Annotated in this window: 15 protein-coding genes; 6 read left to right on the forward strand and 9 right to left on the reverse strand. The window is 39.5% G+C overall.

Annotated elements, in window-relative coordinates; all coding sequences use genetic code 11:
* Positions 1-136: 136 nt before the first annotated feature.
* The 4 genes from clpB to QZ738_RS18025 form a co-directional block, all read right to left on the reverse strand.
* A complete protein-coding gene (gene clpB, locus QZ738_RS18010) occupies positions 137-2,737 on the reverse strand; it encodes an ATP-dependent chaperone ClpB (protein ID WP_293789169.1) in 2,601 nt (866 codons plus the stop codon).
* 373 nt (positions 2,738-3,110) lie between these two features.
* Entirely contained in the window at positions 3,111-3,509 is a 399-nt protein-coding gene (locus tag QZ738_RS18015; protein WP_293789170.1) for an SRPBCC family protein, read from the reverse strand.
* 32 nt (positions 3,510-3,541) lie between these two features.
* Positions 3,542-4,207: an orotate phosphoribosyltransferase gene (gene pyrE / locus QZ738_RS18020; protein ID WP_293789172.1), complete on the reverse strand. Its 666-nt coding sequence runs from the start codon at positions 4,205-4,207 to the stop codon at positions 3,542-3,544.
* Positions 4,208-4,491: 284 nt separating this feature from the next.
* Entirely contained in the window at positions 4,492-5,244 is a 753-nt protein-coding gene (locus QZ738_RS18025) for a DeoR/GlpR family DNA-binding transcription regulator (protein ID WP_293789174.1), read from the reverse strand.
* Between the two features lie 55 nt (positions 5,245-5,299).
* On the opposite strand from QZ738_RS18025, the gene nudK reads away from it, so the two are divergent.
* Both nudK and QZ738_RS18035 read left to right on the forward strand, forming a co-directional pair.
* Entirely contained in the window at positions 5,300-5,875 is a 576-nt protein-coding gene (nudK, locus tag QZ738_RS18030) for a GDP-mannose pyrophosphatase NudK (RefSeq protein ID WP_293789176.1), read from the forward strand.
* Positions 5,876-5,978: 103 nt separating this feature from the next.
* Positions 5,979-7,022: an NAD(P)-dependent alcohol dehydrogenase gene (locus QZ738_RS18035; RefSeq protein ID WP_293789178.1), complete on the forward strand. Its 1,044-nt coding sequence runs from the start codon at positions 5,979-5,981 to the stop codon at positions 7,020-7,022.
* A 72-nt stretch (positions 7,023-7,094) separates the two neighbouring features.
* On the opposite strand, the gene QZ738_RS18040 is transcribed toward QZ738_RS18035, so the two are convergent.
* Positions 7,095-7,970, reverse strand: coding sequence for a hypothetical protein (locus QZ738_RS18040; RefSeq protein ID WP_293789180.1), 876 nt, complete (start codon positions 7,968-7,970; stop codon positions 7,095-7,097).
* Positions 7,971-8,406: 436 nt separating this feature from the next.
* Between QZ738_RS18040 and QZ738_RS18045 the strand changes: the two genes are divergently transcribed.
* Positions 8,407-9,018 carry an NUDIX domain-containing protein gene (locus tag QZ738_RS18045; protein WP_293789182.1) on the forward strand — a complete coding sequence of 204 codons (612 nt, stop codon included), beginning with the start codon at positions 8,407-8,409 and terminating at the stop codon, positions 9,016-9,018.
* Between the two features lie 153 nt (positions 9,019-9,171).
* Here the strand turns inward: QZ738_RS18045 and coaD are convergent, their stop codons facing one another.
* From coaD to QZ738_RS18060, 3 genes are all read right to left on the reverse strand, one after another.
* Positions 9,172-9,633, reverse strand: a complete 462-nt coding sequence (coaD, locus tag QZ738_RS18050; RefSeq protein ID WP_293789184.1) for a pantetheine-phosphate adenylyltransferase — start codon at positions 9,631-9,633, stop codon at positions 9,172-9,174.
* A gap of 473 nt (positions 9,634-10,106) precedes the next feature.
* Positions 10,107-10,655 carry a 16S rRNA (guanine(966)-N(2))-methyltransferase RsmD gene (gene rsmD, locus QZ738_RS18055; protein WP_293789186.1) on the reverse strand — a complete coding sequence of 183 codons (549 nt, stop codon included), beginning with the start codon at positions 10,653-10,655 and terminating at the stop codon, positions 10,107-10,109.
* Positions 10,646-11,449, reverse strand: coding sequence for a DUF3822 family protein (locus QZ738_RS18060; protein WP_293789188.1), 804 nt, complete (start codon positions 11,447-11,449; stop codon positions 10,646-10,648). Before QZ738_RS18060 ends, rsmD begins: the two co-directional genes overlap by 10 nt.
* 233 nt (positions 11,450-11,682) lie before the next feature.
* On the opposite strand from QZ738_RS18060, the gene QZ738_RS18065 reads away from it, so the two are divergent.
* From QZ738_RS18065 to QZ738_RS18075, 3 genes are all read left to right on the forward strand, one after another.
* The gene (locus QZ738_RS18065; protein WP_293789189.1) at positions 11,683-12,822 is read left to right on the forward strand and encodes a putative sensor domain DACNV-containing protein; all 1,140 of its coding nucleotides are present in this window, start codon (positions 11,683-11,685) and stop codon (positions 12,820-12,822) included.
* A 252-nt stretch (positions 12,823-13,074) separates the two neighbouring features.
* Positions 13,075-14,508, forward strand: coding sequence for an ATP-dependent RecD-like DNA helicase (locus QZ738_RS18070; RefSeq protein WP_293789190.1), 1,434 nt, complete (start codon positions 13,075-13,077; stop codon positions 14,506-14,508).
* A 135-nt stretch (positions 14,509-14,643) separates the two neighbouring features.
* Positions 14,644-15,318: an MCP four helix bundle domain-containing protein gene (locus tag QZ738_RS18075; RefSeq protein ID WP_293789191.1), complete on the forward strand. Its 675-nt coding sequence runs from the start codon at positions 14,644-14,646 to the stop codon at positions 15,316-15,318.
* Positions 15,319-15,397: 79 nt separating this feature from the next.
* On the opposite strand, the gene QZ738_RS18080 is transcribed toward QZ738_RS18075, so the two are convergent.
* A complete protein-coding gene (locus QZ738_RS18080; RefSeq protein WP_293789192.1) occupies positions 15,398-16,243 on the reverse strand; it encodes a S1-like domain-containing RNA-binding protein in 846 nt (281 codons plus the stop codon).
* Positions 16,244-16,377 lie beyond the last annotated feature (134 nt).

Here is a 16,377-nt window from a genome sequence, read left to right on the forward strand (position 1 = left end):
AAATATCTAAAATCGTTGCAACAATATGCTTTATGTTAAAAAACGCTAAATAAATCAGGTTTTTAGTGGAACAGATCAATTTTGGTAACAAAAAAAATCCCGTCCTGAAACTCTGGACGGGACTTAATCGCTATATTTAATCCGCTTTTTGGTTCAGGAACACAAATTTATGATCGAACATGTCTAATTTAATTTTGCTGTCCTTATCAACTTTTCCGGCCAATATCTCTTTCGAGAGCTCGTTTAAGATTCTTTTTTGGATGACCCTTTTCAATGGCCTTGCACCAAACTGCGGATCGTAACCCAGTTGGGCCAGCCAATCTAAAGCTTCGTCGCTGGCCTCCATTTCTATGCCCATTTCGGCCAGGGTTTGCTGTACCTGTTTAAACTGCAGGCTTACAATATTTCTGATTTCGCTTCGGTTTAACGGCGTAAACATAATCAGCTCATCAATCCTGTTCAAAAACTCCGGACGAATGGTCTGTTTCAGTACCTCGAACAATTCGTTTTTGGTTTTCGCTATCACCTCCTCGCGGTTATCGTCGCTTAAATCTTTAAAGTTATCCTGAATTAAATGTGCACCAATGTTTGAGGTCATGATGATAATGGTGTTTTTAAAGTTCACCGTTCTACCTTTATTATCCGTTAAACGGCCATCATCCAATACCTGCAACAGGATGTTAAATACATCCGGATGTGCCTTTTCAATCTCATCGAGCAATACCACTGAGTAAGGTTTACGTCTAACGGCTTCGGTTAATTGTCCACCTTCATCATAACCCACATATCCCGGAGGCGCTCCGATTAATCGCGAAACGGCGTGTCGTTCCTGGTACTCACTCATATCAATACGGGTAAGTGCATTTTCATCGTTAAATAAAAATTCGGCCAGGGCTTTGGCAAGCTCTGTTTTACCCACACCGGTAGTACCTAAGAAAATAAAGGAACCAATAGGTTTGCGTTTATCCTGCAAACCGGCACGTGAACGGCGGATGGCATCAGAAATGGCTTCAATGGCCTCGTCCTGACCAGCTACACGTTGGTGCAGCTCTTCTTCCAGGTGTAATAGCTTTTCGCGCTCACTGGCAATCAGTTTGGTAACCGGAATACCGGTCCAACGGCCTACCACACCTGCAATATCATCTGCCGTAACCTCTTCTTTGAGCATACGGCTGTCGGTTTGCTGGCTTTCTAGGTCGGCTTTCAGTTTTTCAACCTTATCCTGGGCTTCTTTGATTTTACCGTAACGGATTTCGGCTACCTTGCCATAATCTCCGGCACGTTCGGCTTGCTCGGCCTCTAATTTATAATGCTCAATCTGCTCCAATTCGTTATTCACTGCATCTACCAGGTCTTTTTCGCCCTGCCATTTCGCCTTAAATTCATCCCGCTCTGCAGATAAATTGGCTATTTCTTCTGAAAGCTCTTTAACTTTCCTGTCGTCTTTTTCGCGCTTAATCGCTTCGCGTTCAATTTCCAGACGCATAATCTCGCGGTCCAAAGCATCCACATGTTCAGGTACACTGTCCATCTCCATGCGCAGTTTGGAAGCGGCTTCATCCATCAAATCGATGGCCTTGTCGGGTAAAAAGCGGTCAGAAATATAACGCTGACTCATTTCTACCGCTGCAATAATGGCTTCATCTTTAATCCTTACCTTATGGTGGGTTTCGTAACGTTCTTTTAAACCACGAAGAATCGAAATGGCATCCTGGGTATCGGGTTCCTCAACCATCACCTTTTGGAAACGGCGCTCCAACGCTTTGTCTTTTTCTAAATATTTTTGATATTCATCTAAAGTCGTTGCACCAATAGCGCGCAGCTCTCCACGGGCAAGGGCAGGTTTTAAGATGTTCGCCGCATCCATGGCACCCTCACCGCCTCCGGCACCCACCAGGGTATGGATCTCATCAATAAATAAGATAATATCGCCATCACTTTGGGTAACCTCTTTCACCACAGCTTTTAAGCGCTCTTCGAACTCACCTTTATATTTGGCACCAGCAATTAATGCGCCCATATCAAGCGAATAGACCACTTTACTCTTTAAGTTTTCAGGTACATCGCCTTTGATAATCCTAAAAGCAATTCCCTCTGCAATGGCGGTTTTACCAACACCAGGTTCACCAATCAATATCGGGTTGTTTTTGGTTCTGCGCGATAGAATCTGGATCACACGGCGGATTTCCTCGTCTCGCCCGATTACCGGATCCAGTTTTCCACTTTCCGCATATTCATTCAGGTTACGGGCATATTTGCTCAATGCCTGATATGTGGCTTCGGCATTTTGATCGGTTACCCGGTTGTCGCCACGTAATTCTACAATGGCTTTTTTGAGGTCTTTCTCGTTAACACCTTGTTCTTTTAATAACTTGGAAGTGCTGTCATTAACAGCTAAGATGCCTAATAACAAGTGTTCTACAGATACGAATTCATCTTTAAATTCTTTTAAAAAAGTTTGCGCTTTTTGCAAAACGCTATTGGCATTAGATGACAGGTATACATTGCTTCCGCTCACTTTCGGGAACCTGGCAATCTCTGTATCCAGATTTTGATTTAACACATTTAGATTCACGTTTAGTTTCTTTAAAACATAAGAAACCACGTTTTCATCAACAGTAAGCAAACCTTTAAGCAGGTGTGCCGTTTCAATAGCCTGTTGCTGATTGCCTTGGGCTATTTCAGAAGCCTGTTGAACTGCTTCCTGGGCCTTTATGGTAAAATTGTTGAAGTTCATACCCCTTTTCATTCAAAACAAATGCCATATTAGTTTTGATTTTTAAATCGGAAATTTTGTCGTTAGGTGTTATTTTTTAATGACTAAATTGCTGATATATAGTGTTTTGTGCTGAAAATTTGTCTTGTTTTGCTACTGTCACCCTTAACGTAGTGAAGCATCTTTAAAAGATGGGTTTATATTAAGAATCTGTGACTGTTAACTAATTTGGGCGTTCCCTAATCCAGATGAAAAATCGGGCAAGGGGCGGGCTCATACAGAAAAGATTTTTCACTGCGTTCAGAATGACAAGTTGTGGACTTTTACGCATAAAAAAAGACGAAGTTTAATTCGTCTCTTTATCTTTTTTACTAAGTAAATATTTAATTAAATACTATCCCAAGATTTCTTTAAGTTTCGCTGTTTGATGATCAGCCAGTTTTTGAAGCGGGCCGGATGCCAACATTTTCATCATCATGTTCAAATCAGCTGAAATGATGTGTTTTGCTATGGTAGTTCCGTTTCCATGATCTGCTATTGTCCACTTTAATTCTACATCAAAAGGCGCTTTTTCGCTTGGGATTGCTGTTATTTCCTGGTTCTCTACACGGCTCGAAATTCTGATGGCCAATTTGGCCATGTTCTGGATGGTAAACCGTGCATCATCTTCTGTTGATTCCCAGTTGTAGATGTTTTCCGGCATCAGCTGCTGATGATTATTCATGTTGGATAGAAAAGCATAAACCTCAGCAACCGGTTTATTAACTTCTACTGTGCTCTCGATAACAGTCATGATATATTTATATAGATTTTATTTATTCCGACCTAAGACTCTGAACTCAAAATTGGTCCTTTTCCCCATTCTGATGGATTTAAGCGCCATTTGCCTAATAATTCCATATCACTTTTGGCAATAATGCTGTGTTCTGCAGCATAATCGATCAATGCTCCATAGTTTGATAAGGCTAAATAACGACATTTAGCAGCTGCGAAGTTTTCGTCTGCTTTTTCGAAACCGTAGGTAAAAATTGCTGCTAAGCCAGCTACCGATAATCCGGCAGCTCTTAATGCTTCAACGGCCTGCAAACTGCTTTTTCCGGTTGAAATTAAATCTTCGATCACCACTACGCGTTGTCCTTCTACTACTTCGCCTTCAATTAAACTTCCTGTACCATGTTCTTTAGCTTTCGCCCTCACGTAAATAAATGGTAAGCCAAGTTCCTGGGCAACTAAAACGCCCTGTGGAATTCCGGCTGTTGCCACACCTGCAATCACATCTACCGAACCAAATTCTTCCTGTATGGCTTGTGCAAGTTTCTGACGGATGTAGGTTCTAACCTGAGGATGGGAAAGGGTAATTCTGTTGTCGCAATAAATTGGCGATTTCCAACCAGATGCCCAGGTGAAAGGATTGTTTGGTTGTAATTTAATTGCTTTTATCTGTAATAAAAATTCCGCTACCTTTAATTCAATATCACTTTTATTATACATGGCTCAAAATTACAGATTTATTTGTGTTTGTCATAACGTTTATTAAGCCCCAATATTTTGCATTGAGGGAAAGAAAATATAATAATCGGGATTCGATTCCGGCATTTCAACCATACAAATATTGTAAATTTTGACGGATGCTAAAAGCGGTTTCTCATCACTTACTGTAAATCAGTAGGATAAAGAATAGTCGAGTTTAAAAATAGATTATAATCAACCATGATCAGCTTGAAGAAATGTGAAAGAGCCCGTCAGTCAAGGGTAACGTTCTCAATACTCGTTTATCAAAGCCTTACCGAATATACAGCTATCCCTTTTGATTCAAATTCCTTTATTTCTGGCCCACTGAAGTTGGTTACCAAAATATTCACCATTGATAAATCATTAAATTTCAAATAAGATGTTTTTCCTACTTTGCTGGCATCACAAAGCATGTAAATGCAATCACTTTGCGACGCCATGGCCATGGTATTGGACGCCTCATGTTCACTGCCGGCATATAATCCTTCAATAGTGATCCCATCAACACCCAAAAAAGCTTTTGAAGCCCGATATCGCACAATGTGCTCGTGAGCCATGCTGCCATGAACAGCTTGCCTGTTGGGGTTAACTTCGCCACCAATCAGGTTAATGCTTACAGCGCTATGCTGCAGCTCATTTACCACAGGTAATGAATTGGTAATGACCTTTATCTTTTTATTTTTGATAAACTGGCATAATCTAAAGGCTGTGCTGCCACAATCTATAAATATAACATCGCCTTCTGCAATGTCTTCTGCAGCCTTTTTGCAGATTGCATCTTTTGCTTTAATGTTAACTTCAGCTTTATTGGCAAATGAAACGGGCTTTATCAGGTCGCTTGTTTTCATTGCTCCACCATGAGTACGGTAGAGCAGTTTATTAGCCGCCATTGTGCTGAGATCTCTTCTAATCGTCACTTCAGAAGCTCCGGTTTTTTGAGCTAACTGCCGGATTTCTACTTCGCCATATGCCTCTAAAAGTTCGAGAATTTTTTGCGCTCTTTTTTGAAATGTCATATGTAATGATGTAATTCGATCAAAAATAATCATTATTAATCAAAAGTAATCATTCATGAAAAATATTAATATTCTGAGCACACAAATTCTATCCGATAACTGGTATACGCTTAAAAAAGTAACTTACGAAATGATCAGTATGAACGGGCAAAAAACGATGTTAGAGCGAGAAGCCTACGATAGGGGTAATGGCGCCACCATCTTATTATATCATAAGGAAGCTAAAACAGTGATCCTCACCCGTCAGTTCAGGATGCCGACATTTATTAATGGAAATGATACAGGGTACCTGATTGAGTGCTGTGCCGGGTTATTGGATCAGGACAATGCGGAAGATTGTATCAGAAGGGAAACTGAAGAAGAAACCGGATTTAGGATTGATCAGGTAGAAAAGGTTTTTGAGGCCTATATGTCGCCTGGTTCTGTTACCGAACTGTTGCACTTTTTTATCGCAGCGTATTCGGGGGATATGAAACTGCATGAAGGAGGAGGATTACAGCAGGAAAATGAGGATATAGAAGTTTTGGAATTAGGCTTCGAAAAAGCATTGGAAATGATAAAAACCGGTGAAATAAAAGATGGTAAAACCATCATGCTGCTGCAGTACGCCCAGTTAAAAGGATTGATGTGATAGCTGATTGTTTGAATTTTGCAAGGTTTTATTTGATTTCTGTAACTATTCGCAACAAACAGCTATCTACATTTGTTAAAGTCTAATTAATTTAATTTTTTTTATGATAGCAACTAAAGGATATGCGGCACAAAATGCTGAAACGGATCTCGCGCCCTGGAATTTTGAACGCCGGGATGTAGGGCCTCATGACGTTCAGTTTGAGATACTTTTTTGTGGAGTTTGCCATTCAGATCTGCACCAGATCAAAAATGATTGGTTTGAGGGAATATTTCCTATGGTTCCTGGTCACGAAATTGTAGGTAGGGTAGTAAAGGTTGGAGACCATGTAAAGAAATTTAAAGTGGGCGATTTGGCCGGGACAGGATGTATGGTAGATTCCTGTCAGGTGTGTGAAAACTGTAAGCAAGATTTAGAACAATATTGTTTAGAAGGCAATACGCAAACTTATAATAACTTAGCAAGAGATGGTAAAACACCAACTTATGGCGGGTATTCGGATACGATTGTAGTAAGAGAAGAATTTGTACTTCATGTATCAGATCAATTAAATCTGGCTGCTGTAGCACCACTTTTATGCGCCGGTATTACCACTTATTCTCCATTAAGACACTGGAAAGTTGGTAAGGGACATAAACTAGCGGTATTAGGCTTAGGCGGTTTAGGCCACATGGCGGTAAAATTCGGTGTGGCCTTTGGCGCTGAAGTGACGGTATTAAGCACTTCTCCAAAAAAAGAAGAAGATGCCAAAAAACTGGGGGCACATCATTTTGTAGTCACTACCGATGCTGAACAGGTTAAAGCAGCAAGAGGTACGTTTGACTTTATACTGGATACGGTATCAGCTGAACATGATTTTAATATGTATCTGTCCCTATTAAGAACAAACGGCGTGCATATCTGTGTGGGTGTGCCGCCTAAACCAGCAGAAATTGCAGCTTTCAGTTTAATTGGTGGCAGAAAAAGCCTGGCTGGATCTGGTATTGGCGGTATTGCCGAAACTCAGGAAATGTTAGATTTCTGTGCAGCAAATCATATTGTATCGGAAATTGAATTGATTGATATGAAGGATATCCATATCGCTTACGATAGGATGCAGAAAGGCGATGTACGTTACCGGTTTGTGATCGATATGGCTACATTGTAGTTCAGGTCTTAACAAAAGTGAAGGGGATTTAGCAAATAGTCATATTTCTAAATCCCTCTTTGTTAAGTGTAGCTAATCATTTAAAGCCTGGCTACTTTCCTTGATAAATTCGGACAGGGAGCTGTGGTATTCTGACTCTATTTTAGCCAGCTGCCTTTTGTTTTCATTGAAAAGATTATCCAATATGTTCAGCGAATCTTTAAGATAAGTGAGGGATAACATCCATGAAATCCTGTTTCTGATTTTATCGGCAAGGAATAATTCGATTAATATCAAACTGATCAGAAAGATGTAATGATTGAAGATGATGTTATTTGAACTTTTGGAGAAAGTAAGGAAGCCTATTATGCCAAAAAATAAATCTATAATTAAAGGAATACCAATAATAGCAAGGAGCGAAAGTCCCCGGGTTTTTAACGTAATTCCTTTTTCAGCATTCCTGATCTGTTCATTAAAAGCGGAAAACTTGCCTTTAAACGGAGTTTCTCCGTTTTTCTGTTGCTGTTCTAACTTTTGAAGTGCTTTGCCATGTTCAATATCGATTTTTCTTACTTCCTCTACGATATGTGTTTCGGCATTATTCAGCTTTTCCTGGTCTTCTACAATAGATTCCTGTTCGGCAATAATTTTGTCCATCACCACCAGGTCATCAGGAATACCATGTCGAAGTTTCTGATCTGCCGCTACAATCCGGTTATCTAATTGTTTAAACTGTTTTTTAAGCTCAGCAATTTCTTTGTTAAAAAGTTCTTTTTTGGAGATATAGTTACTCTCGAGGCTGTTAAGTGCCGAAACATATCCGAAATCTGCCAGCAGCTGTTCATTATTGGCAAAACGTTGATAGAGCCCATTTAAAGTGATAAAGAGCTCACCTGTTGATTTCTCCGGATTGGAAAGATCATTTCGGTATGCTTCCAGATCTTTTTCTGATAGTGAAGGTAAGGGCATAGTAAATTAAAAAGTTAAAATTATAAAAAAAATATTATCGTTGGTGAAATTACTAACCATCATTTCCGTCTGAAAGTTCTAATATCGGATATGCCTTATGCTTTTAATTTTAATTCATTGATTTTCATATACATAAAATTATAATGAATTAAATATTATTTTTTTTTCTACTCTTTAATAAATTGTTATATATTTGTATCAAGCAAGGGGTGAGAGCCTTGCATCAATCTTTGATTGAGAGCGTTAATTTAGATAAGGTTACAACATTAATTGTTGTAACCTTTTTTTTATACCTTATAAATAACTCCACAATTTTTCTACTTTAGGCAAAGCAAATATATCATACCAATAAATAGCCTTTAATAAGGTTATAGGAGAGAGGAGTATCTTTGCTACAGACGCCATTTATGCTCCAGTTAAATATGCTTTAAACTATATGCCAAGAAATTATAGAATCTATATCAACGATAATACTTTGTTTATCTCAGATTTTTTGCCTGAACAAAAAGAAAAAATTCAACAATTGGAATTTCAGGATTTCAATCTGGAAACCTTTTATAAAAAGTTAAAAAATGGTTCCAGAAAGAGCTATATCTTTTTGACAAAAAATCCAAAAGAAACCTTTCAGAAGTTAAAGAAAGACTGTACCATTATTAAAGCTGCAGGTGGTTTGGTAGAAAGTGCGAAGGGCAATTACCTGTTTATTTTCAGGAACAAAAAATGGGATCTGCCAAAAGGAAAGTTAGAAGAAGGCGAAAAAATGAAAGAAGCTGCTGTTCGTGAGGTAGAAGAGGAATGTGGAATCAGGGTTTTTAAACGGGAAGAAAAGCTTTGTAAAACTTACCATGTTTATCCGGTGGGCAATAAAATGGTCATCAAGAAAACGAACTGGTATAAAATGAAGGTTAAAGGCGAACCTAAACTGGTTCCTCAAAAAGAAGAGGGTATTGAGGAAGCGGTTTGGCTGGATCAAAACCATATTTCGCCGGTTGTTAAAAACACTTTTCCATCTATTATGGATGTGTTGAGGGCCGGTGGAATATTGTAGTTCGAATGAAATCTGATCGTGGTGTCAGGTATTTCTATCTGACACGGATCGGAATAAACCGATGAATTGATGGAATTGCTATCTTCAAATTATGCATATGCCTTGCTGTGAGATGTTTACGTCTGACAGCACCCGGCAGCCAATCATGAAAAACTATAAAAATCCAATTGCCTCTTTGGGAACAAAGGGACTTACATCACCTTGGTTTCGTAAAATATCGCGGACTATTGTTGAACTAATAGCTGAATATTCGGGTTTGCTCAAAAGTAAAATGGTTTCTACTTCTGGCATCATGGTCTGGTTTATTTGTGCAATGGCACGTTCATATTCAAAATCAGCTGCCGAACGGATACCACGTACCATATAGGTGGCATTTATCTTTCGGCAGAAATCAACAGTTAAACCTTCGTAAGTTTGGATATCGATGTTCTGATAACCTTTGAAAACTGTTTGCAAGATCTGAAGACGCTGCCCGGCACTTAAGTAATTTTGTTTAGCACTGTTTAGTCCGATGCCTACAACAATTTTATCGAAGAGTGGGGTAGCACGTTGTAATATATTGACGTGCGCAATAGTGATCGGATCAAATGAGCCTGGAAAAAGCGCTATCTTCATGGTTCAAATATAAAGTATTAATGTTAAAAGAGGAATAGTTTAGCGCCGGGCGTTTGGCGGGGGTTAGCGTAATGCATATAGCAGAAGTGAACTACAGTATAGAATAGATGATGCGAAATAAATAAATGATCTAAGATAGCCCGGGAAAAACGCAAAGATAGGTTATGGAGGTGGCAGAAGAAACTATAGGAGACTAAGGAAAATCGGAGCAAAAGGGTTAGGGAACTAAAAGAGGTTTGACAATGAAAGGGGGAAGATCGTTGGGGAGGTTCAGTCCCGCTCTCTGCTAAACCCGGCTGAAAAAAACTTCGTACCGCTGAAGATCGGGTTTATAAACAAAGGTAAGTTCCTTTGAGGATACATTGTTTAGATCCGGATTCCTTCGGGAGCATGGATCATTTGAATAAGTCAGTTATCAGTTATCAATTACCAATGACCAACAAACCAATGACCAACAAACGAATGACCAATGACTAATGAACAATTTCACTAAACTCGAAAAAGCTAAAGGAAGAGTTTCCGTATTTTCTGGTTTCAATATATCCTGGCTGGGTGTTCAGTTTCATATTGCTCTGGTGTTCTACAATAAGCAAGCCATCGGGTTTAAGCAAATGTTGCGCTGCAACCATTACCGGAATCTGCGGAATATTAGGCATATGGTAGGGAGGGTCGGCAAAGATCAGGTCGTAAGTTCCGGTCATTTGTTTTAACAGTTTAAAAACATCTCCTCTACGTACATCGATCTGATCAAATTGATGCTGTTTAGCTGTATTTTTTACCCAGTTAATGCAGCCATAATCCATATCAACCGCTAAGATACTTTCAGCCCCACGTGAAGCAAATTCAAAGGTTAAATTTCCGGTTCCGCAAAATAAATCCAATACCGCACAGGTTTCGAAATCGTATTTATGGTTTAGGATATTGAAGAGTGCTTCTTTAGCCATATCCGTAGTTGGGCGTACCGGTAAATTTGCGGGAGGTTGCAAACGGATGCCTTTTAATTTACCACCAATTATCCGCATAAATCTAGAGCAAGGAGACCGCTAAAATAGTGTTTAGGCATATCCGCCAGTAATTCACTATTCTGTTTTCCGGCCGGAAGGAAGAAATAGAGTTGGTTAAAATATTTTAATAAGCAGTTATAGTGCTCATCATCTTCATTGATAATGCCTTGTAAATAAACAGGGATACCATCATTTAGTCCCAATTGTTCAATCATCAGCAACAGAAAATAGTTGAATTCTTCTGCATTTTCTGATTCGTAGTGGTTTTGGAAAATAACCTTTTTATCTTTTACATAAAGTACATTAAAAGATACTGCAGTAAAATCGATTAATAAAGATTCGTCTGCCAAATGGTTAAATAAAACTATTAATGGTTCAGATTGTGGAAATAAATCTGTTTTTTCAGGCAGGTTTGCTTTTAAATTGTCATTTACACAAAACACAGTGTTAAAACCAAGCTGCTCATTGTGTTTGGTATAGACCTTTGCATCAGACCCTAGATATTGGCTGTAAACAGCAAGACTGTCTTCATCAAACCATTCGTTAGGGATAAAAATGAAATTGGACGTATGGACGGCTGCCTTTATTTTGGCATAGTTTAATGATAAATGACTATCCGTTTCAAACGCAGCTTTTAGTTCTTTCTGTACATCCTCGCAACCTTGCTGATCAAAAATGACATAAATTTCTGCTGTATCCTGATTTACCACAGCATAAGAAAAGCTATCATTTGTTATTTTTAATAATAAATGGCATTGAGCGGCTGTGGAATTAAAACCTGGGTCGACCAATAAGAGACTATTGTTACGCATTGAAACAAAAATAGACTTTTTTGAGGATTAACGCTAAGATGTATTGAATTTTTTGGTTTTGCCACAATTGATTTAGTCTTTCGCCACGGAAACACGGAAGAACATGGAATAGTTATTTTAACTTATTTTAACCAGGTTTTCGATGAACAAGTTAACTCATGAACCACATTTTTTTACCAAAATCAAACCTTTCATCTATCCAAAAAACGAAATATTCAGCTTAAATTCGGAACATGAGTTATAAGCCTACCTATAGAGCGGCAAACACCATTGCAGCAACTATTGAGCAACATTTTATTAAACTTCATCAAAATGCCATTGCCAAGGGTGAGGTAGATCTGGCTACTCAACCAGATCAAAAAATAATTGAAGCCATTATTGACGTAGCCTTTTGGAGCAGTTTACGTAAGGAGGAAGGGCATTCGCCACGGATTTCGATTGCTTTTTTACCTCCAGAGCAAACCTCTAAACCATTGCGTTTTGCCAAAAAACTGGCATTGAACGCCAATACTTTAACCAAAATAGCTCCCGGGATTGAACGTTCCGGAATTCATTTAGGCGTGTGGGAAGAAGATGGTGAACTTTACATCTGGGGTACAACCCTTAACATTCCGAATTTTTGTTTTGTGGTTGATGTTTCTGAACCGGGATTAATTGTGATTAAACACCGCAGGATTTATGGCATTGGCAAGTTTACCAACGTAGCGGTGCTAAAAGGTGAGCAGATCCGAATAGTAGATGATCGGAGCTGTAACAACAGAGATTGCCCTCCAATTTTGCAGGCCTTATTAGATTTAACCGTTTTGGCCAGCTGGAACGATCCGATCAATATTTTGATCCAGTTTTCGGTTTCGATGCGTGCGCATGGCAGGGGCGGGGCCTTATTAATTGTGCCGAAAGATGATACGAAATGGGAAGAATCCATTATTCATCCTATACAGTATTTGATTGAGCCTCCTTTCTGTGGATTATCGAACCTGGCGAAACAGAACGGCAACCAGAGCGAAATTTTCTCGCAGGGAGCTGTACGCCGTGAGGTAGAGCATTTGGCAGGTTTAACTGCGGTTGATGGTGCAACGATCATCAACGAAGAATTTGATCTGATTGCATTTGGTGCCAAAATAGGACGTGCAAAAGGGAAGCCTACCGTAGAGCAGATTGCATTTTCTGAGCCGATTGTTGGTGGAGAAGATAAAATCCTTTATCCCGGACAGCTTGGTGGGACACGCCATTTTTCTGTTGCCCAGTTTGTGAACGATCAACCTCAGGCTATCGGCTTGGTAGCCTCCCAGGACGGCCACTTTACGATTTTCAGCTATAGTAAAAAACAAAATATGGTTATGGCACATCGTATTGAAACGCTGCTTTTGTAAAAGCAGGAAGCATAGGGCATAGCGCGATTGCAATTATTTGGAAAGGTACCTTACTGCTAATCGGATACTGTATTCCGCCTTTCCGCTAAATTCCCGATCACACTTTTGCTAAAAAAAAAAATGACTATTGAGATCGGGAGATATCACTTCAATACGGTTTAGTTAAATAGGGCTGTGCTGGAAACCCCCATTACTGTTTCATGTATACTAAGCAGTTAACCGATTAACCGTTTAAACAATTAACCATTAGAGATGATCTACGACAAAAGCCAGCTTATCGCTGCAGCATACGAACATCAACCTACCAAAGAGCAAATGCTGTTTTGCGAAAGGATGTCGGCATTTTTGCAACAGGAAGATGAGTATCGTTGTTTTGTATTGAAAGGTTATGCAGGTACTGGTAAAACTACTTCCGTAGCAGCGCTGGTAAAGGTGTTAAGGCAGTTTAACCTGCGCAGCGAACTGCTTGCGCCAACGGGAAGGGCGGCAAAAGTGATGAGCCAATATTCCTTTCGTAAAGCTTTAACCATACATAAACGCATTTACCGGAAACGTTCGGCCGCATCGCCCGAAATGCAGTTTCAGCTTGCACCAAATCTTTCTGAAAATACGCTTTTTATCATTGATGAGGCTTCGATGATCGCTGATGAATTTAATGAAACAGGCTCTTCGATTTTACGTGATCTGCTGGAGTTTGTGTATAATACCAAAAACTGTTTACTGCTTTTCGTGGGGGATACGGCTCAATTACCTCCGGTTGGAAGTTTGGATAGCCCGGCACTAAATGAACAGTACTTAACAGATACATTCGCCTTAACGGTTTCGTCTGTTGAGTTAAAGGAAGTGGTGCGTCAGGGAAAAAAATCCGGAATTCTGGCCAATGCCACCATGTTGCGGAACCAGATTGCCAAAAATCCTGAACATCCTTTCCCTAAATTTCTGACTAAAAACTACACCGACATTTACAACATGGCCGGTGCACGTTTAGTAGAGGGCCTGGAGTATGCTTACCGGAAGTTTGGTATGGAAAATACTTTGGTCGTTTGCCGTTCCAATAAATCGGCCAACGTATATAACCAGCAGATCAGGGCAAGGTTGCTTTACCGTGAGGAGGAATTAACGGGTGGCGATCAGATTATGGTGGTGCGGAACAATTATTTCTGGCTGCCTGAGAACGAGGATACCGCCTTTATAGCCAATGGCGATATGGCGAAAGTGATCCGCGTGAGGGGAGAAGAAGAACGTTATGGTTTCCGTTTTGCGGATGCTACCCTGGAGTTTATGGACTTTCCGGCGGCCGGGCAGATTAGCTGCAAGGTAATGCTGGATACTTTGAACTTAGAAAGTGCAAACCTGCCTTACGAACAAAATAAAAAGCTTTTTGATGGCCTTAATGAAGATTATGAACATATTGCCAATAAAAGGCAACGGATGTTGGCCATAAAGGCCGATCCGTTTTACAATGCCCTGCAGATTAAATTTGCTTATGCGGTAACCTGCCATAAAGCACAGGGTGGACAATGGGATGCTGTTTTTGCTGACCAGGGTTATCTTACGGAAGAAATGATCGATCTTGATTTTCTGCGCTGGTTATATACTGCTGTAACCCGGGCAAAAAAAGAGTTATATTTAGTTAATTTTGCGCCACAGCTTTTCGCAAAAACAGCACAGGAGGATTATTTTTAGCGTTTCTCGTCATGCTGAATTTATTTAAGCATCTTTCCATCATAAATCCTAAAATGAATCCTATAGCTGCTGAGTCAGACGACGATTAAACAAAATGAAGCCAAAAGAATTTAGAAACTAACCGGTTGTTATATTATGAAATTTGCTTTTAGCCTGAAAAATAAATTGAAAACTGCTTTTTTGCTGTTCTGTATCATGTGTTGCACGCTGATGATCCGTTTTTTAGAGGACAAAAGTGTAGAGAAAATCAATAATTCATTTATCTCGATGTATAACGACAGGCTTGTTCCGGCTACAGATTTATATTTAATTGCTGAAAATCTATACCATAAAAACGCAATCCTTCAGGAAGTCTTGCTCGGAAACGATACTGCAAAAGGTTCAACTGTACTTATAAATATGAACGCTTTTGACCGGAAAATAGATTCAGTAATTAATAAATATGAACTTACTTTTTTGGTAAAACAGGAGAAAAATTATTTAAATGAGTTTAAAAAAGCCTTGTTTGTTCAGCAACGTGTAGAAGCCAAAATGCTGAGTATTAGCAGTGAAGATGAGGGAAGAACAATTTACGAATCGACAGGAAAACACGCAGTTAATCAAACCCTGGCTAGGCTTTCTGCACTGATTAAAATACAATCTAAGGTGGGTAATGATTTGATTAAAGATTCAAGGATTTTTGTTTCGGGAACGAAAGTTTACTCTACATTGCAGGTAATTCTGGCTATTGTGATCGGAATTATGATTGTGAACATCATTTCGGCTTCGAATATGGTTAAGATTACAAACGATAAATTTAATCTGAATTAGATTCTCCTGTCGGCCGGTGCGACACCAAGCAAAAAAAATTGCTACTGGTTGGTGTCGCACCAACCAGCAGAAAATAAGGTTAGTCAGCGTCTTCGTCGGTTAGCAATCTAATCGAATCGTCAGAAAGCATAATCAGGCGTTCCTTGTACAAGGAGCCGATCGTTTTTTTGAATGCACTTTTACTGATCTGAAAGCGGTGATAAATATCTTCAGGAGAGCTTTTGTCGCCCAGTTCAATCACACCGCCGCTTTTTCTAAGTTCTTTTAATATCATCTCTTTCGAATCGAGGATATGCCCATAACCGCTGGGTTGGAGTGTCAGATCAATCTTTCCCTCCACGCGGATTTTCTTGATCCAACCTTTACGCCTGTCGCCAGGCTGGATATCATCGAAAACCTCATTATTGTAAAGTAAACCGATGTAGGTATTGTTGATGATGGCATTATAGCCAAGGTCAGTCTCCTCGGTAATCAATAAACTCACTTCGTCACCCTCCTCAAAATCGAAACCATCTTCTTCCACAAAATCGTACAATTTCGATGAAGCCAAAAGTCGGTCGTTATTTTCATCCAGGTACAGGTAAACCACATACTTGTAGCCTTTTTGCATGGGCCTTTTTTGTTCGCGTTTAGGCACATAAACGTCTTTATCAATTCCCAGATCCATAAAAACGCCCTCATCGCCGTCAGAAACCACTTTTAAGAAAGCAAAATCGCCCACTTCGGCATATGCTTTTTGAGTAGTTGCAGTCAAACGGCCATCTTTTTGTATAAATACAAAAACGTTAATGTTATCTCCAATTTCTATACCATTCGGAACGTATTGGTAGGGTAGCACCACCAGTTTATCGCCGTCAGTTAAGTTTAATCCGGCTTCTGTTTTACTTTGAATCCTTAATTCGTTGTATTTTCCTATTTCAATCATTAATTTTGGGTTTAACCATTCTCTCCAATGGCTTTTATTACAAAGGTAGTAATGTTTAATGGCAAATTGGTTTTAAATCATAAGCAAACAACCTGATGTGCTCGTTTATGAATATCTTTCTTCTTTAGTATCTT

Source organism: uncultured Pedobacter sp. (genome assembly GCF_913776295.1).
GTDB lineage: Bacteria > Bacteroidota > Bacteroidia > Sphingobacteriales > Sphingobacteriaceae > Pedobacter.